Source organism: Nostoc sp. ChiVER01 (assembly GCF_034531155.1).
GTDB lineage: Bacteria > Cyanobacteriota > Cyanobacteriia > Cyanobacteriales > Nostocaceae > Nostoc.
Window position 1 is genome coordinate 39710 of sequence record NZ_JAVRBS010000033.1, and the last position, 25627, is coordinate 65336.

Annotated in this window: 14 protein-coding genes and 3 pseudogenes; 11 read left to right on the forward strand and 6 right to left on the reverse strand. The window is 41.1% G+C overall.

Translation table 11 applies throughout. From position 1 onward, the window contains the following. Window positions 1-45: 45 nt before the first annotated feature. Window positions 46-1143: a dimethylsulfone monooxygenase SfnG gene (sfnG, locus tag RMY00_RS30380; RefSeq protein WP_322651082.1), complete on the reverse strand. Its 1098-nt coding sequence runs from the start codon at window positions 1141-1143 to the stop codon at window positions 46-48. 685 nt (window positions 1144-1828) lie between these two features. Between sfnG and RMY00_RS30385 the strand changes: the two genes are divergently transcribed. Both RMY00_RS30385 and RMY00_RS30390 read left to right on the forward strand, forming a co-directional pair. Beyond that, complete coding sequence (locus tag RMY00_RS30385; protein ID WP_322651083.1) at window positions 1829-2878, forward strand: LLM class flavin-dependent oxidoreductase; 1050 nt, start codon at window positions 1829-1831, stop codon at window positions 2876-2878. 23 nt (window positions 2879-2901) lie between these two features. After that, on the forward strand, window positions 2902-4992 hold the full coding sequence (locus RMY00_RS30390; protein WP_322651084.1) for a LysR family transcriptional regulator: 2091 nt from the start codon (window positions 2902-2904) through the stop codon (window positions 4990-4992). 222 nt (window positions 4993-5214) lie between these two features. Here RMY00_RS30390 and RMY00_RS30395 read toward each other — a convergent pair whose 3' ends face one another. Continuing rightward, the gene (locus RMY00_RS30395) at window positions 5215-5583 is read right to left on the reverse strand and encodes a hypothetical protein (RefSeq protein WP_322651085.1); all 369 of its coding nucleotides are present in this window, start codon (window positions 5581-5583) and stop codon (window positions 5215-5217) included. Window positions 5584-5772: 189 nt separating this feature from the next. Between RMY00_RS30395 and RMY00_RS30400 the strand changes: the two genes are divergently transcribed. The 4 genes and pseudogenes from RMY00_RS30400 to RMY00_RS30415 all read left to right on the forward strand — a co-directional run. Next, on the forward strand, window positions 5773-6510 hold the full coding sequence (locus RMY00_RS30400) for an SDR family oxidoreductase (RefSeq protein WP_322651086.1): 738 nt from the start codon (window positions 5773-5775) through the stop codon (window positions 6508-6510). Between the two features lie 312 nt (window positions 6511-6822). Next, window positions 6823-8181 (forward strand): TrpB-like pyridoxal phosphate-dependent enzyme, encoded by a 1359-nt coding sequence (locus RMY00_RS30405; protein ID WP_322651087.1) that lies wholly within the window; start codon window positions 6823-6825, stop codon window positions 8179-8181. A 93-nt stretch (window positions 8182-8274) separates the two neighbouring features. Further along, window positions 8275-8529 carry a hypothetical protein gene (locus RMY00_RS30410; protein ID WP_322651088.1) on the forward strand — a complete coding sequence of 85 codons (255 nt, stop codon included), beginning with the start codon at window positions 8275-8277 and terminating at the stop codon, window positions 8527-8529. Between the two features lie 35 nt (window positions 8530-8564). Continuing rightward, window positions 8565-9204 (forward strand): annotated as a pseudogene (locus RMY00_RS30415) (IS701 family transposase); the annotation flags it as partial. A 269-nt stretch (window positions 9205-9473) separates the two neighbouring features. On the opposite strand, the gene RMY00_RS30420 reads toward RMY00_RS30415, so the two are convergent. Next, the gene (locus tag RMY00_RS30420; RefSeq protein WP_322651089.1) at window positions 9474-10682 is read right to left on the reverse strand and encodes a glutathione S-transferase family protein; all 1209 of its coding nucleotides are present in this window, start codon (window positions 10680-10682) and stop codon (window positions 9474-9476) included. A 280-nt stretch (window positions 10683-10962) separates the two neighbouring features. On the opposite strand from RMY00_RS30420, the pseudogene RMY00_RS30425 reads away from it, so the two are divergent. From RMY00_RS30425 to RMY00_RS30440, 4 genes and pseudogenes are all read left to right on the forward strand, one after another. Then, a pseudogene (locus RMY00_RS30425) lies at window positions 10963-11761 on the forward strand (IS5/IS1182 family transposase); the annotation flags it as partial. Window positions 11762-11890: 129 nt separating this feature from the next. Next, a pseudogene (locus tag RMY00_RS30430) lies at window positions 11891-12175 on the forward strand (transposase); the annotation flags it as partial. Window positions 12176-12294: 119 nt separating this feature from the next. Next, entirely contained in the window at window positions 12295-12681 is a 387-nt protein-coding gene (locus RMY00_RS30435; RefSeq protein ID WP_322651090.1) for a hypothetical protein, read from the forward strand. A 455-nt stretch (window positions 12682-13136) separates the two neighbouring features. Then, window positions 13137-13406, forward strand: a complete 270-nt coding sequence (locus RMY00_RS30440) for an NAD(P)-binding protein (protein ID WP_322651091.1) — start codon at window positions 13137-13139, stop codon at window positions 13404-13406. A 56-nt stretch (window positions 13407-13462) separates the two neighbouring features. Here RMY00_RS30440 and RMY00_RS30445 read toward each other — a convergent pair whose 3' ends face one another. From RMY00_RS30445 to RMY00_RS30455, 3 genes are all read right to left on the reverse strand, one after another. After that, window positions 13463-14965 carry an HlyD family efflux transporter periplasmic adaptor subunit gene (locus RMY00_RS30445; protein WP_322651092.1) on the reverse strand — a complete coding sequence of 501 codons (1503 nt, stop codon included), beginning with the start codon at window positions 14963-14965 and terminating at the stop codon, window positions 13463-13465. A gap of 169 nt (window positions 14966-15134) precedes the next feature. Next, the gene (locus RMY00_RS30450) at window positions 15135-17333 is read right to left on the reverse strand and encodes a peptidase domain-containing ABC transporter (protein ID WP_322651093.1); all 2199 of its coding nucleotides are present in this window, start codon (window positions 17331-17333) and stop codon (window positions 15135-15137) included. 269 nt (window positions 17334-17602) lie between these two features. After that, the gene (locus RMY00_RS30455) at window positions 17603-17968 is read right to left on the reverse strand and encodes a beta/gamma crystallin-related protein (RefSeq protein ID WP_322651094.1); all 366 of its coding nucleotides are present in this window, start codon (window positions 17966-17968) and stop codon (window positions 17603-17605) included. Between the two features lie 1344 nt (window positions 17969-19312). On the opposite strand from RMY00_RS30455, the gene RMY00_RS30460 reads away from it, so the two are divergent. Beyond that, window positions 19313-25627, forward strand: a complete 6315-nt coding sequence (locus tag RMY00_RS30460; protein ID WP_322651095.1) for a PAS domain S-box protein — start codon at window positions 19313-19315, stop codon at window positions 25625-25627.

Consider the following 25627-nt stretch of genomic DNA (forward strand, 5'->3'; position numbering starts at 1 on the left):
ATTGGCCCAACAAAACCCACTCTTACAAAGGATGTTCCTGTTAATCTACACTACAACTAACTCATCAGCTGTCCGACGATTAGATTTAAGTTCGCGCACAATGGGTATTACTGTTTTACCAAATGCTGGCAAATCATCTGTGTAGTGTAAGAAGCCACCAAGAATTAGATCAACTCCCGCTTCATGAAACTGGCGAATCTTCTTTGCTACTTGTTCAGCAGTGCCAATCAAGCCTGAACGGAAGCCATCGTTATACTGCACCAAGTCTTCAAAATTGGAATTTGCCCACATTCCTTGACGTTCACGAGTCGAAGATCCTGCCTGTTTCACCGCTTCGCCAAATCCTTTCACAGCTTCTACATCAGCTTGGGCAATAATATCACGCAATACTTCATGGGCTTCTGCTTCCGTATCTCGCACTATGATAAAGGAATTCAGACCAAATTTAATTGTGCGTCCTTCAATACTCGCTAATTCAGATACTTCTGCAATCTGCTCTTTCACACCTTCTATGGTGTTACCATTCATAAAATACCAATCAGAGACACGGCCAGCCATCCGCCGCGCTGCTTTGGAATTACCACCTTGGAATATCTCCGGGTGGGGATTTTGATTAACTGGTCTAGGCTTCACCCAACCGCCGTTAATGCGGTAAAAGTCGCCCTTAAAATGAAACTCATCCTCAGTCCACAAACCTTTGAGAACGCGGATAAATTCTTCTGAACGACGATATCGTTCGTCATGGTCTAACCAATGTTCACCATATATAGTGAATTCATCTTTGAACCAACCACTAACTACATTTAAAGCAAACCGACCATTAGAGAGAAAATCAATGCTAGCACCAATTTTAGCAACTACTCCCGGATGCCACAATCCAGGGTGAACTGCTGCAATTAGCTTCAATTTCTTGGTGACTGGAGCTAGGGCTGACACAGTTGTTAATGCTTCTAGCTGGTACTCAGCACCATAGCTGGCGATAAATCTAGCTTGTGCTAAAGCATATTCAAACCCAACTTCTTCAGCTGTTTGAGCTAGTTGAGCATTATAATCATAAGTCCAATCTGTCCGTTGGGGAATTTTACTAACAACTAACCCACCGCTGACGTTAGGAATCCAGTATGCGAACTTAATATCTACCATAATTGTGCGTTTGTAATTGAAACTGCTTGGTTATTTATCTAAGTTTGCAAGTAAAGCAACAAAGCCTAATTTTTCATCATTAACAAATCAGCTAAAACTTGATACGGCAAAATCTTAGTCAAAATCGAAAGCTTGAGAGCGGCTGTAAACTACTAGTCCGCCAACCCAAAAATCCGCTTGTGAGGTCTGGGGAAAGGGGAAAGGATTTAAAAGCTTTCCTCCTTACCCTTTACCCCGCCAAGTTCACTTGGCAGACTACTACTCTAAGTTTACAAATAGACAATTTTATGATCTGATTGTGACAATATACCATAGCCCGACCGTGCTACCGTAGTTTTTTATGAATCAGACTTTATCACGATAAATTTTCTAATGTCGTGATTCGATATACTTAAATTCCATTTTCATATTCCATTTTGGAATACAGCCCAATTTTGCTGGGTGTTGAATTATGATTTGATATTTGCTGGTTATTAACCTGATTTAGTCAGAGCAACCAGAAATCAGGACTCGATAAAGTATCGATACTATTCCATATCGTGATAAGTAAATGCTTATCATGTATCATCTGCAACTATACACAGCAGAAATAAATATGGTAGTGTGAACTATTAAACCACGGCAAACCTATATAAATACCATAGTTAATTTAATCTCTCGTAAAAAAAGTTATAGGAGAAGATTTATGCCACTTCAGTTTGGAATTTGGTCGCCCGTCTGTGGTGGATGGTTGCGAGTTGCCAACCATGAGGCTAATTTATCCACTCAAGATTTGGTAAAACTGGCAGTTCAGGCAGACGAGTTAGGTTATCACTTCTATTACATTCCTGAACATTACTTGAATGCAGTTCATGGGCCTAACTATAATGTCGCTGACGCATGGATTACAGCAGCTTTAGCAAGTTTGAACACTAAAAATATCAAGATTGTTGCGGCTGTACAGCCTGGTTTTAAACTGCCTGCTGTGGTTGCCAAGCTGAGTGCAAACATTCAAAATCAGCTTAGTAACGGCAGATTTGCTCTCAGTGGTATTGCAGGTTGGTGGAAGTTAGAAGTAGAAAGCTATGGAGATATCTGGCTACCTCACAGCGATCGCTACGCACGATTAGAAGAGTACATTGATGTAATCAAGGGGCTATGGACAGTCGAAGGCTTTAATTACGTTGGCAAATACTACACTATTAAGGGTGGTATTCTCGCGGATAAGCCTATACCAACACCACCCATTTTCATTGCTGGTGAATCAGATCGTGCAATTAATCTAGCGGCTCGTCTGGGAGATTATTTATTTATTAATGCTGATGCTCCTGAAAAAACGGCAGCATTAGTGCAGAAAGTAAAACGATTGGCTAGCGATCGCTACGGTCGTCAGATTAAAGTAGCAATGAGTGCTTTTGCGATCGTTCATGAACATACCGCCAAAGCCGAAGCTAGATTAGAAGCGATTTATCGTTCTGCGGATCAGCAACAAATCAAATACTTTCAAGAGCAAATCGATCCTAACGTAGTTGCCCACAACAAACTAGATATCAGTCAAACCATTGAAGCCAATCTCGGTTTATCTGCTCAACTGGTTGGCGATCGCTATACTATTATTCAACGTCTGAAAGAATACGAAGCCGTTGGCGTTAACTTAATCGTACTCAAATTTGAATCTATGTTAGAAGACACTATTCGCTTCAACCAACTAGTGATTTCCGAATATACACAGCAAAATAGCTTAATTTCGTTGTAATTAAAAATCTTGCCCTACTCAGCATGAATAAGATTAAACTCGAAGATATTACCCTAAATCACCTCAAAATATTAAAAGCAGTAGATGACTGTGGTAGCTTCTCCAAAGCAGCACAAAAACTAGGGTATAGTCAAGCCTTAATTAGTAAAAAAGTAAAGCAAACAGAGGATTATTTCGGAGTAATTTTGCTAAATCGCTCTCCTGGCTCTATATGCTTGACTAATAAAGGCAAGAAATTGATTTCCCAGACACTTAATGTCGTAGAAACTGTAGAAAATCTGCGAGAAGAATTTCATGCAACATTTAGCGCTGAGGGCGAAGATTTGATATTGGGGGCTACAAGTTTAATTCTAGAAGTCTGGCTCAAACAATATTTGCAGCGATTCCAGCTTTGTTTTCCAGGTAGAAATATTAAAGAGATTGTGGTGCAAAATAGCAGTTTTTCTTCAACGTCTCAACTCTTAGATATGGATCTCTTACTCAACAGTTTCCCTGGCTATAAGGACGAACACCACTGCACTAGATTAACAACTCATAAAATGCTGTTGTTCTCATTTGGGACATATAAATATTTTAATGAGCATAGTTTGATTAAAATAAATGATATTGATTTGGCTGATATTGTACTTTTACATGAAATCCATCAAGAACTATCTAAAAATGTATTTTTGATGAATAAATTAAGTGGTATCAAGATACTAGACAGTTATCAAGATGTACTCAAATATGCTTCAGAGAATCAAAGGTTAACTATTTTACCTGACTTTTGTCAAGCTGATATAATATCTCAAAATCAAGTAGTAACCCTGACTATACAAGATGTTAATGAATATGGTATTTATATTCATGTTCCCCGCTTTAGTGAGTTGTTAATATCCGCAGAGGGTTTGGTCAGAAGTTTTAGACTTGAACAAAATAACTTGGCAAGTTTGCCTAACGTAAATTTAATTTTAGGTAACTATTCTTCCAAAGAGGACAATGTTCTGAGGATAGGTATTCAGAGTGATTCCATAGGACAATTTATTGCTGGTTATGGAACTAAATATATTTTTGATTTACAAAGATCATCTTCATCACTTGAACAGCCTATTTTCAAAAATATTGGAATTAATCGAAATTTTGAGTTAAAAGTTCTGCCATTTTCTTCTGGAGAAGAAATGAACCGACAGATGAAAAGGGAAGAACTAGATATTTGTATTTTAGATGATATTTCTCTCTTGAATAATGGTAGTCAATTTTTCAATGATTTAACTTTCGGTTCTAAACTAATTGGGATTGCTTCGTATAATATTTTGGGTCAGGATGTTAACATTGTTCTCCATAAAGATTCTGCTATAAACACTGTCCAGGAGCTTAAAGAGAAACGGATTTCTACTTTATTTGGTTCAAATGCTCATAGGTTCATCATTACTCTTTTTGATCTCTATAATATGGATGTCAGTAAAGATTGCAGATTAGTGAATGAAGATCCTCGGAGAGCTAGCAGGAGTCTGGCTAACAAAACTATAGATGCCTACGTTTGTTGTCACACTTTTGCATCAATTTTAGAGACTTATGCTTTTGTGAGAAAGCTCCCTCCATCTGAAACAGATAGTTTAAGGATTCCATCAATTAGAGGAATTGTTTGTCGTTCGCAGTTCATTAAAGAAAATCCCAAAATTGTTGTTGCTTATTTACATGATTTACTAGTTGCTAACTATTGGTTTAATTCATCTCCAATTAAGGCGACAGACTTATTAACTAAAGTGATTGATGTGAGAAAATCTCAAGTCAATCAGTTCTTTAATCCTGTATTTGGTAATCGCATCGACCCGACCCTCAAACCGCAATGGTCTTGGTTGTTGAAAACTTTAAATCGCAGGTTGGAAGGAAAATATGGTATTTCACTGTTTGATGTAGATTTCTGGATAGATGATTATTTATTGAGATTAGTCTATAATTTGCTCAATTTAGATTATCATTTTCATCAAGTTTCTTTTGCAAGTGAATTTTCTAGCAGTTATTTTATAGAGGAACAGTTTAGCCGACACATGAAAGTTCTTTATGATAATTATGATTTACCACTACAAGATGAAGATATCAGTCATACGTCAATATCCAGCATCAGTCAGTAGGCAGTATTAAAAATTTAAAAAGAGTTTTCAATTTCTACACAATGTTATCCCTAATACTGTGGTTTGAGTATAGTGTCAGATTTTTGGGAAATTATCTTTTAGCTTTTCTAATGGTTGACGTTTTGAAACTACTCAAAGTCTGCGACACTAAATCGTGTAAATCACGCATGGGCGAGGCGATTTCGCTCCAGTTCCACAGCAATCTTCCGTAGCCGTTCCCTTTCAATCAATTGTCCGCGTAGCTTCACCGCTCGATTCAGTTTTTCCCTTTTTACAGGTCGCATATTTGACAAAAGCAACAATCGCCTCATGCAGCCATTTTTCAGGATTTGGCACAGACACGGCGGAACTTTCACCCTCATCAACTGCTTTGACTTCTCCACCCGAAACTGAATTTTCAACCAACAACGAAGTGGGATTACCCTGTTCTACCTGCTCCTGAGTTTGATTAGCGATCGCTGCATTCGCCAACGACTGAACCAACCGCGCACGATGGAACTCCTGCTGCAAAAAAGACAGAACACTCAGTACGCCTAATTCAGACCAATCCCCCAAATCCTCGTTGTGCAGAGATATAAAATAGGTGTCCAAAAGCACAAACTTCAAAGACGGCTAAAAAATCGATGTTGCTAGATTTGCATGATGTCTGATGATACCATGCTAGAAGGAGCGGTGGAAGCCGCATTCTTTCTTCAAGAGAGCAGCTAAATTTCTTTACCCTAACTTAGAGCGATTGTCCAAGGTTTTTCAGATTATGGAAAACCATAAGCAGAAATCCAAATGAACTACGACATTAAAGATAAAACCATTTTGGTTACGGGCGCAAATCGCGGCATCGGTAAGGCGATAGTTGAGTCGTTTATTGAACACGGAGCTACCAAAGTCTATGCGGCTGTTCGTCAGATCAACAGTGTCTCCTCGTTGGTTGAACAATACGGTGATCGGGTAGTACCAATTCAGGTTGATTTAGGTGATCCCCAATCTATTGTTGCTGCTGCTCAAGCTGCCCCAGATGTACAAATAGTTGTCAATAATGCAGGAGTTTTTCAAGCTGGAACTCCCTTCGCTGAGAATGCGATCGCCGCTCTCGAATTTCAGATGAACATCAATGTATATGGATTGATCTACATGGCTCAGGCGTTTGCCCCGATACTCAAAGCCAATGGAGGTGGTGTATTTGCCCAAATCAATTCTGTTGCTTCGCTCAAGGGTTTCCCCGACTCTGCCACTTATTGTGCCTCAAAAGCTGCGGCCTATTCAATTACCCAGACATTACGAGAACTATTGAGCCAGCAGGACACGCTTGTGCTAAGTGTTCACCCTGGCCCGATTGCCACGGATATGGGCGATGCGGCAGGAATAGGTGAAGTTTCACAGCCACCTGCACTTGTGGCAGAGGGGATAATAAAAGCTATCAAAGCTGGAGATTTTCACGTCTTTCCTGACCCGATAGCTAAACAAATGGGCGATGCTTATAAGAGCTTTGCCCAAAATGTTGTTGAAGTGTCATCAAGTTAACTACATTGCAGGGGAACGCTCTAGACAAGGAAATTTGGGTATTAAATAGCAAGCCCAAACTCTTCCCAATTGATGAACAAACCAATCACAGTATCATGCATCAAATCCATTTAAAATAGGAAATCACTTGTACAGAAACTCTCCCCCGCTCCCCTGCACCTCATCAAGCTTGTAAGAAATGCGGGTTATCACTCCAATATGCAACCAAATGATTTTACTATTGCTGGGATGAAGCTTGATAACAATAAAAGTTAACTTTTTTCTTGAAGAATCGTAAATGTACAATTTTACTGTTGTGCATCACCTAATTATATGGACATGATTAAATACGTTCTGACTGAAAACCAAATGCCAAATGCTTGGTACAACATCCAAGCTGATTTACCACAAGCCTTACCATCAGTTTTAAATCCTGCTACTGGTAAGCCAATTACACCAGATGAATTATTACCTTTGTTTCCATTGGCACTGATTGAGCAAGAAGTTAGCCAACAAAGATGGATTGAAATACCAGATGCAGTCCGCTCTATTTATTGCCAGTGGCGACCAACTCCTCTTTATCGTGCCCGTCGTTTAGAACAAGCTTTAGATACGCCTGCCAAAATTTACTACAAATATGAGGGTGTTAGTCCCTCTGGAAGCCACAAACCCAATACTGCGGTCGCCCAAGCATACTACAATAAACAAGCTGGAGTCAAAAAGCTAACTACTGAAACGGGAGCCGGACAGTGGGGATCATCTCTAGCTTTTGCCGGTGCGCTATTCGGTTTAGAAGTCTTAGTTTATATGGTAAAGGTTAGCTACCAGCAAAAGCCTTACCGCCGAGCTTTAATGGAAACCTACGGTGCGAGGGTCGTTGCTAGCCCAAGTATTCAAACCCAAGCCGGACGTAAAATTCTTGCACAACATCCCAATAGTAATGGCAGTTTAGGGATTGCTATTAGTGAAGCTGTAGAAGTAGCTGCTGCTGATGAACAAACTAAGTATACTTTAGGTAGTGTTCTCAATCATGTACTGCTACATCAAACCGTGATTGGTCAAGAAGCATTGACTCAATTAGAAATGGCAAGAGATTATCCTGATATTGTTATTGGCTGCACTGGTGGCGGTAGCAACTTTGCTGGAATTGCCTTCCCATTTATCGGTGCTAAACTGCGAGGAGAACGAGATATACAAGTAATAGCTGTCGAACCTGCTGCTTGTCCCTCATTGACTCGTGGAAAATATGCTTACGATTTTGGTGATACTGCCCACTTAACCCCACTTACCAAAATGCATACTTTAGGTAGTAGTTTTGTTCCTGAAGGAATTCATGCTGGAGGCTTGCGCTATCACGGTATGGCTCCCCTTGTTAGCCATATTGTGAATTTGGGACTAGTTGAATCGCGTGCTGAATCCCAACTCGCTTGCTTTGCTGCTGGATTAACTTTTGCCCGTGCAGAAGGGATTTTACCAGCACCAGAAGCTAATCATGCTGTCAAAGCAACAATTGACGAGGCTCTGCTCTGCAAAGAAGAAGATGTTACTAAAACTATACTGTTTAATCTTTGCGGTCATGGACATTTTGATATGCAAGCTTATATCGATTATCAAGCTGGACGGCTTGTTGATACTGAATATAGTGTAGAAGAAGTGGCAATGGCCCTAGCAGGATTACCTGTAGTTGATTAGTGACCCAACAATTCCCTATTCGCAGTGACGCTCGAAACAACCATACAGTTGAACCAACAAGCGATCGCTTGGAACAGACAGTAAACTGATACTATGCCAAAACTTCCAGAGTGCGATTGCTGTCTCTTATACTCACATAATCCTTATCTTGTCTGTACCGTCCACCCTAATGGATCAGTTGCTGACAGATGCTTGGACTTTCGAGAAGATCCCAACGCCGAACCAGTAGAACTATGGGAACTAGAAGGAGCCACTTATTACAATGGGGAGTTAATTGTGCAACCACAACAGATCTGGACACAACAGCAAAAACTCGAAAAGTTCTGCCATCGCTGCACCATACAATAGTCGATTAGAACGCACACGCATTAATTTAACGTGATAACAATAAATCAGAAACTAGATACATTAGGGAAATAATTTATGGTAAAAAAAGAGCGATAACTTATTGGGAAATAACTACCGACACAAAAACCATGCCGGAGAATTCTACTTCTTTCGTAATGACAAACCTTCAAGGGAATCTGAAGAAGACTTTAGGAGATTTGTATGGATTAAGAACTTGGGTAGAATATGGTTTTCGACAATATAAGCAGGAACTTGGCTGGACTGATTACCGTTTTACCAATTCTCAACATATTGAGAGGTGGTGAGCCAGCGCGGTCTTGGGGGTTTCCCCCATGAGCGACTGGCGAACCCGAAGGGTGGGAGATTATTTTTTGTGTATATACAACAATGATTAGTTTAAATTCTCCGGCATTTTTAGGCTTAAATAAAGCTAATCAAATTAAGACTGAGGAGCAAGAAACTAGTCATGTTGATTTTTCTACTCATCAACAATGGAATCATGAATCTGGATGGAAGAATGTTTTAAATAATCTGCGTCTAATTGTCCAACCACTCTTACTATTTTGGTTGATTTATCCCTGGTTAGATATTTTGCCTAATTCACAGTTATTACTCGGATTCAATCATTTAATTGCTGCCATGAATCAATTTAAACCCTGTTATGTTTCTAGATGATTTCACTTATTTACTACTTACTTATCCCGGAAAGTGACAGAAGAGGGATAAATTCGCTTTGGCTAATTAATTCTTATTAATAATTAGAATGTGTTGATTGTGAGTAATGGTAGAAATAAAGGAGACCGATCCACAGATGTTTGCTCAATTGGTAGCGGAGACTCCCGATTGGGTGCAGTAGATGGATGGAGTGAATCGGTCAAAGCTTGAAACCAAGATAACTGTTAACTAGGAGAGTTGCGCGATCTGTTAATACGGGTGCCTAAATTCTACTTGATGACAAAGTTAGACGGGTCTTGATCTCGTCGATGCTGAGTGGGAATGGGGGCTGGTTGCCCATCACCCGCAAGGGCTGCGGTTTTTTCCAGGGATTCCCTCAATCGCTTGGCTGCGTAGATAGACATATCTCGTGGTACATTAATGCGATCGCGTAAATATCGGAGAGCGACATCAGATCCCGATGGAGGTATACAGTCTTCACCAATCATCATGTGTGTTAAAGCACAACGTAGGGCTTGATCAAACAACTTATCATCTAAAGGGTTGACTCGGATAATATTAATGCGGTGGTCGATAGTTCGTTGAAGAGCTTCCATACGGGAGTTTTCGGGTTCTGGATAAGTCACATCTGGTAGCCCGAACCAGGGGCCGTTATCCACCCGCGCTTTATTAAGAAGCATCTGGGATTCGCCGTTTTCCCAACAGCCCCCCATCTGGGGCGGTAAATCATGTACGTGGGTGTGAAAGTCGCTCTGGGTTCCGCAGTAGGTAGGTCGGCTTTCCATTGCCGCAAACCATGCACTCAAGCGAGAGTTTTCCGAACGCAGTGAGTAGCCCTTGTAGTAGTAAAGGCTCGCATTCATCCGTTCGAGATATGGCGTAAAAATGACATCGACGATGCCGAAGCTATCTAAAAAATAAGGGCTTGGGGTGCGACCTAGAGCTGACTCTACCCTAGCCACCACTGCGATAAATTGTTCGCGGTTGCGTTGTTCTTGTTGAGAGGAACCGGCTTTAGAACACAGCCAAACACACCAGGCTCTAAATAAAAGTCGTTCTAATTGACGTAGTGGAAGCACCGTGGGGTCTTCCATCCCTTGGCTTAATGGAGCAAAAACTTTTTCCAAAGCGATCAAAATGTTATCGCTTTCCTTTATAATCCGTCCATCTAGCTCGATTGCAGGAAGCATTCCTGACGGTACCTTACGTTTATACCAACTTTCTTTCTCCCCGTAGCAGAACATTGTCACTTTTTCGATCCGGTAGGGGATCTGTTTTTCCTCTAGCCATAACCAAACTTTTTGACAGTAAGGACACCAGGCGTGGTTATCGCGGTATAGCGTTACCCGCACATCAGATTCTCGCTGACCAAACAACCGCAACCTGGCTCTAGCGTTGGTAAGACCATTAACGGTATCTATTTGATGATAGTCCGTGAGGGTTTCTAGTTCTTCCCAGCTTAAGGGTGCGGTAGTCATAGGGTGAGTTGCGTCGGGCAATACTGAGGACAATTCTATACTCTACAATATTTTCAGTTACACCAAGGCATAATTTTACCGATAGGTTCGCCCACTTGAAAAAGATATTGAACAAATAGCAATATTGAGCCAATTAAATTTGGTTAACTCGTAGAGACTCCACACGATTGGGTTGAGTGACAATTCTCACCGCTAATTGCAAGTATGTAAATTGTTATTAGTCGGGAACAAAAAGCTTTGGCAAAAGCAGCAGTGAACTTACTGCGCGAGGGTCTAGCTAAGAATTAGTGCAGACTTAGTAAACAGAGTGAATCAAGAAACTGTTAAAAGGATGCTAGAGACAACATCTTCGACTTTAGCAACTGAATCAACTGAATCAACTCAAAAAAAACAGAAGAATTAGAAAAAGAATATAACACGCCAAGAAATCGAGGAAAATTAATATTAGATGCGACTTGTGCGCCAGCAGACATCAGCTATCCAACAGATTTAGAGCTATTAAATCAAGCCAGAAAACAGACATAACGAATCATAGACCTTTTTTATGAACAGATAAAAAGTACATTGGAGAAAAAACCAAGGACTTATCGAGAAGTAGCGAGAAAAGACTACTTATAAGTCGCTAAAAAGCGTTGTGTATCCCAAAAAGATAGGAAAAAAGCGATTAAAAAGCAGCTTCAATATATCAAAAGAAGCTTATCTCATATTGACTAGCTAATCAGAGCGGGAGCAACTCTAGAAAAAATAAGCACTAAACAATATAAAAAGTTGCTGATAATTGTAGAAGCTTATCGTCAACAACTATAGTTGTATGAAAATAAAAAACAGAGTATTGATGACCGAATCGTTAGTTTAAACCAACCACATATCCGTCCTATTGTCCGTGGAAAAGCCGGGAAAGCCGTGAGATATGGGGCAAAACTATCAGCCAGTTATTTTGATGGATATGTATTTTTAGACCATATTAATTGGGATAATTTTAATGAATCGGGGGACTTAAAATCACGAGTATAAGTATTTGAAGAAGAATTCAGAAGTCATAATTCAACAGTCAGAATTAATCAGTCGGGGATTCAGACCCGCGACTGATTGAAGACCTCCAAATCTATGATTTGGAGGGGGTTTTAGACCCGTTGATTCATCTGCCAGTCGCACAGAATTCAGTATGAATTCTGGCTCCTGACTTCTGAATTCTGTTTGATAAAAATTATACTGGCTATTATCCAGAATCGGTTCATGTAGATAAAATTTATCGCACAAGAGAGAATAGAGCTTGGTGCAAAGAAAGAGGTATTATCATGAGTGGCCCTCCTTTGGGAAGACCACCAGCCAATGTTAGTAAAGAAAAAAAGAAACAAGATTTACAATCCGAGAGCATTCGTAATTGTATTGAGGGAAAATTCGGACAAGGTAAAAGAAGATTTAGTCTCAATCGAGTGATGACAAAACTGTCTCATACTTCTCAAACAGCAATTGCTATTACTTTTTTAGTAGCGTTTGTAGTTCGCTGTATGCCATTGTTTCTCCTCCATGACTATGCTACTAGTATCTTCATTGTGCTATCTGCGAGCGCCAACTGGCACACCGTCTCACTATTTATTCAGGAGGTCTAATGAAGCTTCAGCAACTAGCAATGGTCAGTGCAGTATTTGTTTTGGCATCTGTGCCAAAAATTGCGCTTGCAGATGAAGTGTGGGATAGCAGCTATGGCAGGGTGGTCTATCAAAGCGAACGTGGTAAAACTGCAATATGGACTTATCCAGGAGGAACTATCTTCATTGAAGGGCTAGCTGGAATAACGAGCAATCGTGGAATTTATCACGGCTATTGGGTTGGTAAATCCAATGTCAAATGTGACACGTCACGAGAAGATGCGTCAGGCAAATTGAGCAACACATGGGGACGATTTTCAATCCGCTTTCAGGTTCCGAATTTTCCCATGCCCTGGTTTGAACCACGATCAGGTGTAATTGGGCGACCGCAGCTAAGTTTTTATTGAGAATCTACCTTTGTAACTGAGAATTAAAGTCCGATCTAACTTTGGAGCATCGCTCCTTCTGCACCTGCCCCAGATAGCCATTTCAAAATTAAATAAACTTGTTTCAATTGACGTAGAAACGGCGAGCGCTGGGGCTTAGATCGGATGTACGCTGTGATACAGGGTATACAGTTGGGACAATGAAAATCAATTGGCACGGTTGAGCCAAAGTTCTCATTCATACCAGATACAGCTAATTTTCAGTCATGGCTTAGACAATAATGGGGGGGTGTGGACAGAGCATTAATTCCATACTGACTGAGCTTGTATCCTCGTTTTCGTGAAAGTTATGAAGGCTTAAGGGGAGCAGGGATATCAAGATAAGGTACGTGCAATAATTTTAAAAGTGTTCAAAAAAGATACCAACCCATCTGGAACAAGGGATGCAAACATTAGGGAAAGGAATCAAGTCCTCAGTGTCGAAGGTAATTGTGATCGGGGGTGGAATTGGCGGGTTAACTTTGGCCCGTGCCTGCCTAGACGCAAATATCGAAGTAGAGGTATACGAGAAGCGCCAATTGGATGCAATGCTTTCTGGAGCAGGAGGTATATTTATTCAAATAAATGCGATACGAGTTTGTCAACTTCTTTGGTTAGGAAAAATTTATCAACGTTTATATGCACAGGGAGGCAAAATTTTAAAGGGTGGTTTTTCTAGTAAAGATGGAACTCCACTGTACATTTAAGCCTGATTAGCACAAGTCTCGTTTTTCTCTCTTGTTTGTACCCATATTTGTCAATCTTAAAAATCTGTCATTAACCTCGCCTTGCGGAGTACAAATTGCAGTACAGTTTCTTCGCGGGTAATAATATCAACTCTGCCATCCATACCCAATTGAATTTGACATTTCTTTGTACTGCGACCTAATGCTAGTTTCTCTGGTTCAATTGTGACTTCGTAAAAAGCACCTACAGCAGTTGCTTTGGGGATAGAGTTCGTATCAGCATCTGCATCGTTTTTTTGCGACTTAACAGCATCCGGGGAAATTGCTTTGACAACGCCATTAAGAGTACCGTAATCAGGATAAGCACAAGCACTAACTCGCATTTGCACTTTTTGACCGACTTTTATCTTACCTTTTTCTCCAGAACCAACAGCTGCTTTAATAACTAAAGGTGCATCACTAGGAACAATTTGCACAACTTCCTCCCCTGCCCGGAGAGTTTGACCAGGGTTTCTCAAATTTAGCTTAGAAATAATCCCGTCTGCTGTAGCGGTAATAGTAGTTTGCTTCAGGTCAATTTCAGCTTGCTTGAATTCGCTAGTATCGCGCTCTAATTGTTTTTCCGTTTCAATTTTCTGTTTTATAAGTGCTTGAAGTTCCCTTTCTAAAGATGCTTTATTTACTTCTCCAGAGGCTTTTTCTTGAGCAATACGTTCAATCGCCATTGCTACCTCTGCATTGCTTGGGTTGAGAGCTGCAATAGCGCGATCGCGTTTCGCAATAGCCCCATTAACAGCTTGTTTTAGCCGTTCATTTGTTTTTTCTTGGGCTTTATAAGTGGCTTTTTGTGCCTGTACAGCTTGTTGTTGCTGTTTGACAGCCAGTTGTACTTCTTCTAATTGATCGCGGGATAATGCCCCTTGTTTAGCAACACTTTCATATCGGTTCTGTTTTGATGTCGCTGCTCCTAAAGCCGCCTCTGTTGCGTGGAGATTAGCTAATGCTGATTGTAACTGTGCTTGCCCTGCATATAATTCTTCTTGAGCCATTTTGACATTGGCTGATGCTTCTTTAAGTTCAGTGATACTGGTAATTTTTTTGTCTTGATGATCGCGATCGCGTCCCTGCAATTCAGCTTTAGCAGAGGCGATAGTCCGATTGGTGCGATCGCTTTCGGCTCGAATTTGACTTTCGATTGCATTTATTTGAGGAACGGTTTGAATTAGTTGTAACCTAGCTTGTTGAATATTAGTTTGCAGCTGATTTTTTTTGGTTTGCAGTCGAGAGTCATCAAGAGTAGCAATTGTATCTCCTTTTTGCAACGTTTGATTTTCTTTAACATAAATCTGCATTACCTGTCCTTCTGTCGCCGCCTGCACAATTGGCAATTCACCCGCAGTCCGGACAACCGCTTGTCCACTCACCGTAACTTTATATTTAGCAACCGCAGCCACAGGAACAGCTAACGCCAAGGCAAACACGATAAATAGTCCGCCAAATGTAGTCCAACGACTAATTGGTGGAAGAAATTCGTTGTCTTGAACTAAGGGTAAAAAATTTGTTTGAGACTTACTAATCATAAGTTTTGAAGAAGAATACAGAATACAGAATTCGGAATTCAGAATCAAGACGCTCGATAGCGCAGCGTTAGCGGCCCAGAAGCGTCTAACTCGCTAATCCGCCAGTCGTACAAAATTCCCAAGCTGAATTCTGACTCCTGATTTCTGAATTCTGTTTGATAAACATTAACTAATTCCGAAAAATTAAAGAAGATTTTAATCCATTACCATTATTAGAAGAATAAATCTCATCAAGAAAGCTTAAATGCTCTCCAGGGATATGACGTAATTCTTCTGGAGTCCCTTGAATTTTTAAGCGCCCATCTTCAAGCAATACAATCCAATCAGCCCGTTTAATAACTTGAGGACGGTGGCTAATCATAATTGTGGTTTTACCTTGACGGTGATTAAGTAATCTATCTAAAACTTGAGTTTCACTTACTGGGTCAAGAGCGCCTGTAGATTCATCTAAAATTAATACAGGTGGGTCAATCACAATTGCTCTAGCTATAGCTAATCTCTGCCTTTGTCCGCCAGAAATATTTGCACCAAATTCGCCTAAAACAGTTTGATATTTATCAGGTAATTTGCTAATAAATTCATCTGCACCAGCAATTTGACAAGCAAGGACTATCTCCTCAAAACTCATGTTAGGATAACTAAAGTGAAAATTTTCTACAATTGAACGACTCCAAAAATGAGGTTCTTGGGGAACTAATACGACTTGCTGCCGCAAACATTCCAAAGATAAATCTTGCTGGTTATATATGCCATAACGAATATTACCAGATTGAACGTGATATAAACCAGTAATTAATTTGCCAAGGGAGCTTTTTCCACAGCCTGATTGACCGATTAAGGCTATTACTTTACCACCAGGAATAGTTAAAGAAAAATTTTCTAACAGGTCAGTTCTACCAGGATGGTGAAAGTTAATTTGAGAACAACTAATCTCTGCATTGCCAGGAATTTCTGCCCAAGGTTTTTTAAAGTCATTTTCATCTTCTGGGGTAGAATCGATCACTTCTGTCAAACGTTGAACGACAATTTGAGCAGTGATAAATTCATCAATTAGCCCGACTGCTGATTCTAAAAATTCAAGAAAGCTACTACTCATACCACTGTACGCCAGCAGTTGACCGATGGATAATGTTTGATTAATCACCAAGCTAGAACCTAACCAAAGTATGCTAATACTCGTCAATTTGGAAAGAATACTAGTGATTGTGCCGCTGTAAAGCTCTAACTTCATCGTAGTCCAGTCTAAGTTAGCAAGGCGACCAAAATTTGTCTGATATTCTTGCCAAGCTTGCTCTGTAGCTTGGGTGGTTTTCAGGACTTGAACACCGCGAAAGGTTTCGACTAAAAAGCCTTGATTTTCTGTACCTTTAACGATGAGGCTGCGGGTTTTCTGGCGCAAGGCGGGAAGAAAAAGCAGGTTGACTCCTGTGACGATCGCAAAAGCGGCAACGGAAGCCAGAGTCAGTTGCCAACTATAGAAAAGCATGAAACCCAAGGAAACCAGAGCCACAAAAAATTGACTGGGTAAACCAAGGACAATTTGAGAGACTAGATTATTGATGGTATGAACATCAGCAATCCGGCTAACGACTTCCCCACTGCGACGTGCTTCAAAATATGATAGGGGTAAGCGCAACAGTTTTCGACCGTATTCTAGAATTAGCCCGTATTGCAACCGTTGACCAAAATGACCAATCAGGTGAGATTGTACCAAACCAATGGCACTTTCAATTAGGTTCATGGCAATGACACCAATTGCCACTGTTGTTAACAGTTGGGTATCTCCCCGCACTAGCACATCATCGGTGAGGAGTTGCATCATTAAAGGAGCAGCCAAAGACAACAGCCCGATCGCAAAGTTGATGGCGATCGCCTGAACCAAAAGATTGCGATAGGGCATAACACGGGCTATAAAGCGCCCAAAACCGCCAATTTTATCTTCTGGTTGCTCATAGAAGCGGCTATCGTCTGGCATCAGCAGCAGCATCACACCATCACTCCAACCCGCGATTAACTCCTGGGAGGTGAGGTACATAATACCAACGGCAGGGTCAGATACAACATATTTTTTCCCCTTTTTCCCGTATAACACTACCCAGTGGTAACCTTTCCAGTGAACGATCGCTGGTAAGGGAATTTCATTTAATTTCTCAAACAGTTCTGGGGTAGCTTGAACTTGACGGGCATGGAATCCCAGGGTTTCTGCTCCCCGCCTTAAACCTAATAGTGTAGTTCCTCGCATTCCGGTGCCCACTGCTTCTCGCACGCGATTGAGAGCAAAGGTGCGTCCGTAATATTTGGCGATCGTGGCTAGGCTTGCTGCACCACAATCTTCTTCACTGTGTTGCAATATGCTGTGGTATTTCATTGTTTAAAAAATCAGTACCAACGGCAGTTAACAGTACCAGCCGCAGCGAACAAGGGGTGGACAAGTCCGTTTCCTACCTGATAACTGTTAACACCGTTTACGTTTATTTGTACTATCTTGATATGAATGAAAAAGTAGGAGCGAAAACGACCTCTTTGAGGAACGAAACCCAACATCCCTGCGTTTGTTGGGTTAAGCAAAGCAAAACCCAAGAAAGAGTTAGTATTTTCAACCCCTATTAATGGTGAGGTGTACTAAGCGCTAGGTCATTATGCAAGAGTAGCTTTTACAAAGGAAATGGTATTATCTATAGCTTTTGTAAATCTTGGATACTTACCCGGTCTAAGTGTTATACCTAAACCGCCTTTACCGTTACCGTTTGTCCTTAAATCCCATATACCAGATAAAACCTTAGCTGATGATATTGAATTATTGAACTGACCGGTAAGTTTCTTGCTCAGACCGGCCTTATTAATAGTAAGCAACAAAGATTTTCCCGTAAAGTTAGCACCCAGAAATAATTGAATTTTAGCACCACCCTGAATGGTAGCAGCTTGTTCACAAGTAAGTTCTTGAAGATGTGGACTAAGCTCAATATTGTTCATACTTACTCCGTGGTTGTTGATGTTAGACATTGTTTTGCTCCTGAATTTTAGATTGTGTTTGAACTGAAGGTAAGCTTGTTTTCTTACTTCTGATTGTTAATTGGTAGCAGTGAGATAAGTTTATTCACGGCTGGGAATCAGAGGTTTTTTAGCTTTGCCTTCTGATTGTTAATTGGTATAGGACTTATGTCTGATTTCTGAACAGGATTTTAGATAAAATCCTGGTAAAATGGGCTTTTCAGCCTCAATATGTTTTCAAAAATTAAATCTGAGTCCTATACAACCTAATATATGGAGTTAGCTTGAAGCTGTCATCAATTCTGAGTCCATATTTTAAGTGATAAAAAGATTGGCGATGAGCGATCTAAAGTACTCAGATTCAACTGTACTTAAGTTCATATCTATTCCAACTTAAGTTGGAATAATGAGAGTGAAGAAGGCAGCTATGCTAAGGGCATAAGGTTTGCTCTTTACCAGGGTTAGCGTGTCTCAAACCCTCTTGACAGATGGATTCTAGCAGAGGGAAGAGTTTGGGTGAGCCGCCGCCAACACAGAAATCATGTACAGATCATTCGTAGCTGCTTGCCCTGATTTTTAGCCAATACCGCAGTGGAAAGATGATTAAGGCATTGAAGGCGATCGCAATGAGTGTGTTAAGCAATAAAATGCCCTCCAAGAAGAAAATTAGGAGGGCTACATGCTAAACGAAATAATTGCCATATATGCTATCACAGAGTATCTAATTAAGCTTTGTACTGAGGTTTGGAAGTAAGAATGAACAATGGTTTTGAATTTGACGCGTAGGCGCAGCCAGCCGAAGGCATCGCTGGCTAAAAACTTGTGTTTCCAACCTTAAATTTTGGCAAGAATTTAAGCATTATTACTTATTGACAAATAGTTAATGACCTTAACTTGTCACCAATGACATGCAGTCACTTATAAAAGGTTTTTACTTAAGCTATAAGCATTCATTTTTTCTTTTACTCTTCACAAGCTTTTATGTAAAATGTAATTTAAATCACAGAAAACTTTTTAAGTATTTGAAGACAGGCAACAAAGTGGCGTTGGCGCTACCCGCCAACGCCACTTTGTTGCACGCGCAGGCATAGTCCATACTTCGACAAGCTCAGTGACCACCGTAGGTCTCGCATGAATTGATTGGTAACAACCAAACATCAGTCGATAAGCCGCAACTTGGGTTAAAAAAATTAACTTGATTTATTCCCGTGGATACATAAACAAGTTACTACCCAAAATGGTACTGTGTTAAACAACATAATATCAACAACTCAACAACATACTAACAGTTACTTTTAACAACAGTAAGTCTATTAAAATTAGAGTTGTTAATGACACTCATTGGGAGAGAGATGAATGATTACCCTACCTGGAGTTGTCATCTTAAGCAAAATCTATGAAAGTCCAGCAACTCTAGTGTATCGGGGTATTAGAGAGCAAGATAACTGTGCAGTTGTGGCGAAAGTCCTCAAGCAAGATTACCCCTCTCCTCAAGAATTAACTCGCTACAGGCAGGAATATGAAATTACCCATTCTCTCAACATTGAAGGTGTAGTTAAGGCATACAGCCAGCAGGACTATCAGCGCACGCTCGTCATGCTTCTAGAAGATTTTGGTGGAGAGTCTTTAGAGTGCTTGCGGCAGCAGCAATCGGACTTCTACCCCATGCCCTTATCGAATTTTCTTGGGCTGGCGATCGCCATTACAGAGATTCTGGGCAGAATCCATGCTGCTAACATTATTCATAAAGATATCAATCCTAGCAACATCGTCCTGAATCCAAATACTGGCGTTGTCAAAATGATTGATTTTGGGATTGCCACCCGATTCAGCCGCACCAATCCAAGATTTAAAAGTCTCTATCTTCTAGAAGGAACCCTTGCCTACTTATCTCCAGAGCAAACCGGACGTATGAACCGGATGCTCGACTACCGCACCGATTTTTACTCGCTGGGTGCAACATTCTACGAACTTTTGACCGGACAGTTGCCGTTTCCCGCTACAGACATCCTAGAACTAGTTCATTGCCATATTGCCAAAACACCTGTTTCACCACACGAACTGAATTCAAAGATTCCCAAACCTGTTTCCGAGATAATTTTGAAACTGATGGCGAAAAATGCGGAAGATCGCTATCAGAGTGCTTGGGGTATTAAAGCGGATTTAGAACACTGCGCCCAACAATTAGCAGAAATTGGTCAAATTGACTACTTCCAACTAGGTCTTCAAGATATTTCCCAGCAATTTCAAATTCCCCAAAAACTGTACGGACGAGAAGCGGAAATTGAAGCATTATTAGCGGCATTTGACAGAGTAGCTAAAACGAAACACGAAGACAATTCTTCACAACTCAACGTCGAAATGATGCTGGTTTCTGGTTTCGCTGGAGTAGGCAAATCAGCATTGGTACAGGAACTCTACAAACCCATCACGGCAAAGTGGGGCTATTTTGTTTGGGGTAAGTTTGACCAATTTGGGCGTAATATTCCCTACAGCGCGATCGCCCATGCCCTGCAACAATTAATACAGCAAATAGTAAGGGAACCAGATGAGCAAGTGCAACAGTGGCGCAATCGCCTGCTGACGGCATTGGGAAGCAATGGACAACTGATCGTTGATGTCATTCCTGAAGTTGAGTTAATTATTGGCAAACAGCCACCTGTACCGGAAGTTGGAGCAACTGAAGCACAAAATCGCTTCAATCTAACGTTTCAAAAATTTGTGCGGGTGTTTTGTTCAAAGGATCATCCCCTGGTAATTTTTTTAGACGATTTACAGTGGATCGACTCTGCCACGCTGAAGTTAATCGAGCTAATATTACTCGACGAGCAAACCCAATATCTATTTTTGATTGGAGCTTACCGAGATAATGAAGTGACTCCAACGCATCCATTAGCATTGACGCTGGAGAAACTCAGAAAACAAGGAACAGTGCTTCAGAAAATTACCTTAGCACCCTTAACGCCCGAACCGTTGAGTCAATTGATTGCCGAGACGCTAGATTGCAATATTGACACCGTTCATTCCCTAACCCAATTAGTATTACGTAAGACCGAGGGTAATCCCTTCTTTGTCAATGAATTTTTGCGAATGCTTCATAGCGAAAATCTGTTTTCTTTTGATGCACAACACTTATGCTGGCAGTGGGACATTCCTCAGATTGAAGCCCAAGATATTGCTGATAATGTGGTGGAGTTGCTGCTACTCAAGCTGAAGAAACTGCCAGAAGAAACACGGCAAATTCTCAGTTTAGCCGCTTGTGTTGGCTCTGAATTTAATTTAGAAACTTTAGCGATCGCTTGTGAAAAATCACCTAAAGAGATTTTCCAAGATTTACTAGCAGCAATCCAAGCTGGATTAATTCAACCTATATCTGAATTAGACGAAAACTTGTTAGTTCAAGACTATAAGTTTTTGCATGATCGCGTACAGCAAGCTGCTTATGCCTTAATTGATGAGTCACACAAACAAGTTGTTCATTTGCAAATCGGTCGCAATTTACTCGAAAAAAATTCACAAGAGCAGCGATCCGAACGACTGTTTGAAATTGTCGATCATTTTGCTCGGGGAATTGAGCTTGTCACCGATCACGCCCAACGAACGGAAATTGCCAGATTGAATTTAATCGCAGGTCAGAAAGCAAAGGCAGCAACGGCTTATGAAGCATCTCTTAAGTATTTTAAGACAGGGCTGAAACTCATAGATACAGACAGTTGGCAGAGCAAGTATGACCTTACCTTAGCACTGTACTCCCAAGCAGCAGAAGCAGCGTATCTTCACGGTTGCTTCGATGAGATGGAACAATTCGTAGAAGTGGTACTCAACCAGGCGAAGACAGTGGTTGACAAAGTGCAGGTTTATGATAGCAGAATTCAAGCATTTTTGTCACAGAGCAACCTGAAAGAAGCACTTAAAACTGGGCTGGAAGTGTTAAAGCTCCTGGAAGTAGACTTAATAATAACTCCAAGTCAGTTAGACGTTGAAAGAGAATTGGAGGAAACATCTGCAATACTCGCTGGACGAGAAATTGAAGACTTAATTAATTTGCCAAGGATGACTGCACCAGAACCGCTGGCAGCAATGTATATCCTGGCGAATATCACGGCTACTGCATGTATGGTGTCACCAGCACTGATAGTGCCGATTGGGTGCAAAATGGTAAATTTATCAATCAACTACGGTAACGCTACCTGGTCACCAATGAGTTATGTTACCTACGGATATTCTCTATGTGCAGTTGTTCAAGACATTGAACTCGGCTATAAATTTGGCAAATTGGCTCTAAGCTTGGCAGAACGATTGAATACTAAAAAAGGGAATGCTAAAGCATTAGTGTTATTTAGTGCCCACGTCATGCATTGGAAGGTGCATCTTAAGAACACAATACCAATGCTGGTTGATGCTTATCAAAACGGAGTAGAAACTGGAGACTTTGAATTTGCTAGCTATGCTGCATATCATGCATGTTTTCGCTCGTTTTTTGTTGGTAAGGAACTTATCCAACTGGAACAAAAAACGGCAACCTACAGCAAAGCAATCAGACAAATCAGACGGGAAAACCCCTCTAATTGGACTGCACTGTTATGGCAGACAATCCTTAATCTGTTAGATAAGTCTGAGAATCCCAGCCGTTTAATGGGTTGTGTCTATGATGAAGAGCAAGCCCTATCGCACGCTATTGCCGTTAAAGACGGACATGAAATTCAATTCTTTTATTTATTCAAAGTTATATTGTGTTATCTATTTGGGGAGTATCATCAAGCTGCACAAACTGCTATTTTAGCAAGGCAGTCTTTAGAAGAGTTAACAGCAATAACGTTTGTACCTTTATTCTATTTCTACCATTCTCTGGTGCTTCTAAGCCTATGGGTTGAGGCTTCAAACTCTCAAAAAGAAGCTTGGCTAAATTGTGTGAGCACCAACCAAAAAGAGATGCAGAAATGGGCAGATCATGCTCCAATGAATTATTTGCATAAATATCATTTAGTCGAGGCAGAGAAAGCGCGAGTCTTAGGGCAATTTTTTGAGGCTGAAGAGTTTTATGAACAAGCGATTCAAGGTGCTAAAGACAATGAGTATCTTCAAGAGGAAGCATTAGCTTATGAGTTAGCGGCTAAACATTATTTAGCGCGAGGTCGAGAAAAAATTGCACAGACATACATGAAAGAAGCCCACTATTGCTACGAACGCTGGGGTGCAAAAGCTAAAGTTAAAGACTTAGAAAATCGCTATGAGCAGTTTTTTTCTCAGTCTTATAGAGAAGCTCCCGCGTCAACCCCTACTACTTCTAAAACTACCTCTAATACCTCAAACATCGCTTTAGATTTAGCGGCGGTGATGAAAGCATCCCAGGCGATTTATCGTGAAATTGAATTAGAGCAGTTGCTTCGTTCCTTAATGCAGATATTAATTGAGAATGCTGGTGCTCAAACTGGATTTCTAATTTTGGAAAACGCAGGAGAATGGGTAATTGAAGCGGCTGGTCAACTAAATGATAATGATGATGATGAGAATGTCTACACTACACAAGTGCTGCAATCCGTTCCGATTATAAGTTGCCTGCCTGAATCAATTATTAATTATGTCATTCGGACTCATGAAACTGTTGTCTTAAACGACGCAATTTGTGAAGGTGCTTTTATCAATGAGCCATATATTCAACAAAATACAGCTAAATCTATTTTCTGTTTGCCGCTACTCAATCAAGCTAAGTTAGTTGGCGTATTGTATTTAGAAAATCAATTAGCAGTTGGGGCATTTACACCCGAACGAGCGCAAGTTTTGCATTTATTATCAACTCAGGCAGCGATCGCGATCGAAAATGCTAAACTCTACTCAAAGCTGCACGCTAGCCAAAGCAAGATGACTCAATTTCTCGAAGCTGTCCCAGTGGGAATTGGAGTCGTAGATGCGGTCGGTCACCCATCGTACCTCAATCAACGGGCAATTCAGCTATTGGGTAAAGGAAGCGATCCTGAGGTGACATCGGATCGGCTTGCAGAAGTTTATCAAATTTATTTAGCGGGAACAGAGCAACCCTATCCGACTGAGAAAATGCCGCTTGTGCGGGCATTGAGCGGCGAACGCACTAGGGTTGACGACGTAGAAATTCGCTCCGACAACGCCAAAATTCCAGTCGAGGTTTGGGGAACTCCAGTTTATGACGAACGGGGCAATGTAGCCTATGCGATCGCCACCTTTCAAGACATTACCGAGCGCAAACAAGCCGAGAAACTGCTAGCAGACTATAACCGGACTTTAGAGCAACAGGTCGTCGAACGAACAGCAGCGTTACAGAAAAGTGAAACGAATTATCGCAACTTAGTTCAAACCGCAAACTCAATCATTCTTCGCTGTGATGCAAAAGGACGGATTCAATACCTGAACGATTACGGGCTGAGATTCTTTGGCTATGAGGAACATCAGATTTTAGGGCGTACTTTACTCGAAACAATCGTTCCAGAAATCGAAACTTCTGGGCGCAATCTCAAACAATTCATCCACAATGTATTTTATCATCGTCTCGACCCTACCTCTTACCTGCAAATGGAGAATGAAAACCTGTGCAGAGATGGCAGACGGGTTTGGGTTGCCTGGTCAAATCAAGCCATTTTGGATGAAAAGGGACAATTAGTTGAAATTTTATCGGTTGGCAATGACATCACCCAGCGCAAACAAGCAGAAAAAGCCCTACAGCGCAGTGAAACTAAGTTCCGCAACATCTTTGAAAACTCACAGGTCGGCATCTTTCGCTCGCGACTCTCGGATGGATTAGCTCTCGATGCGAATCAACGCATTGCAGAGTTGTTTGGCTTTAATTCACCCGATGAGATAATTGGGATCGTATATTTCCCAGACTTTTATGTAAATCTGTGCGAGCGCCAACAAGTCGTTGAATTGCTACAGCGTCATGGCGATCTGCAAAACGTTGAAATTCAGATGCGAAAACGAGACGGCACAAAGTTTTGGGGGCTTAACTCTTTTCATCTGAATGCAACCGATGGATATATGGAAGGTGTGATTACAGATATTAGCGATCGCAAACGTGCCGAAGAAGCTTCGATTTTGGAAGAACGCAACCGGATGGCACGAGAAATTCACGATACGTTAGCGCAAGCCTTTACAGGCATTGTGCTGCATAACGGCACAGCGATAGAGCTAATGACAAAGAAACCACAGAAAGCTCAGGCACACATGGAAACGGTGGATGAATTAGCCCGCACTGGACTGACTGAAGCACGGCGATCGGTGGCGGCGCTGCGACCTCTCCTGTTAGAGTCGGGAGACTTAATAAGTGCCCTCAAACACCTAACCACGCAAATGAAATCTTCTACCGATACCCATATTACCTGTGAAGTCATCGGTACAGCCTACTCTGCATCACCTGATGTCGAGAATAATCTACTACGCATTGGACAAGAAGCCCTAACCAATGCGATTAAATATGCCCATGCCACAGAGATTCAAGTTGAATTAGTTTACGAGCAAATGCAGTGCTGTTTACGAATAAAAGACAACGGGCAGGGATTTGACACTAATCAAATAATGATGAATCACGGATTTGGTTTATTGGGGATGAGCGAACGGGCAGAGCGTATTGGCGGTGAACTAATCGTCAACAGTCAGCCTGGTTGGGGCACAGAAATTATTGTTATAGTGAATCGGGAGTAA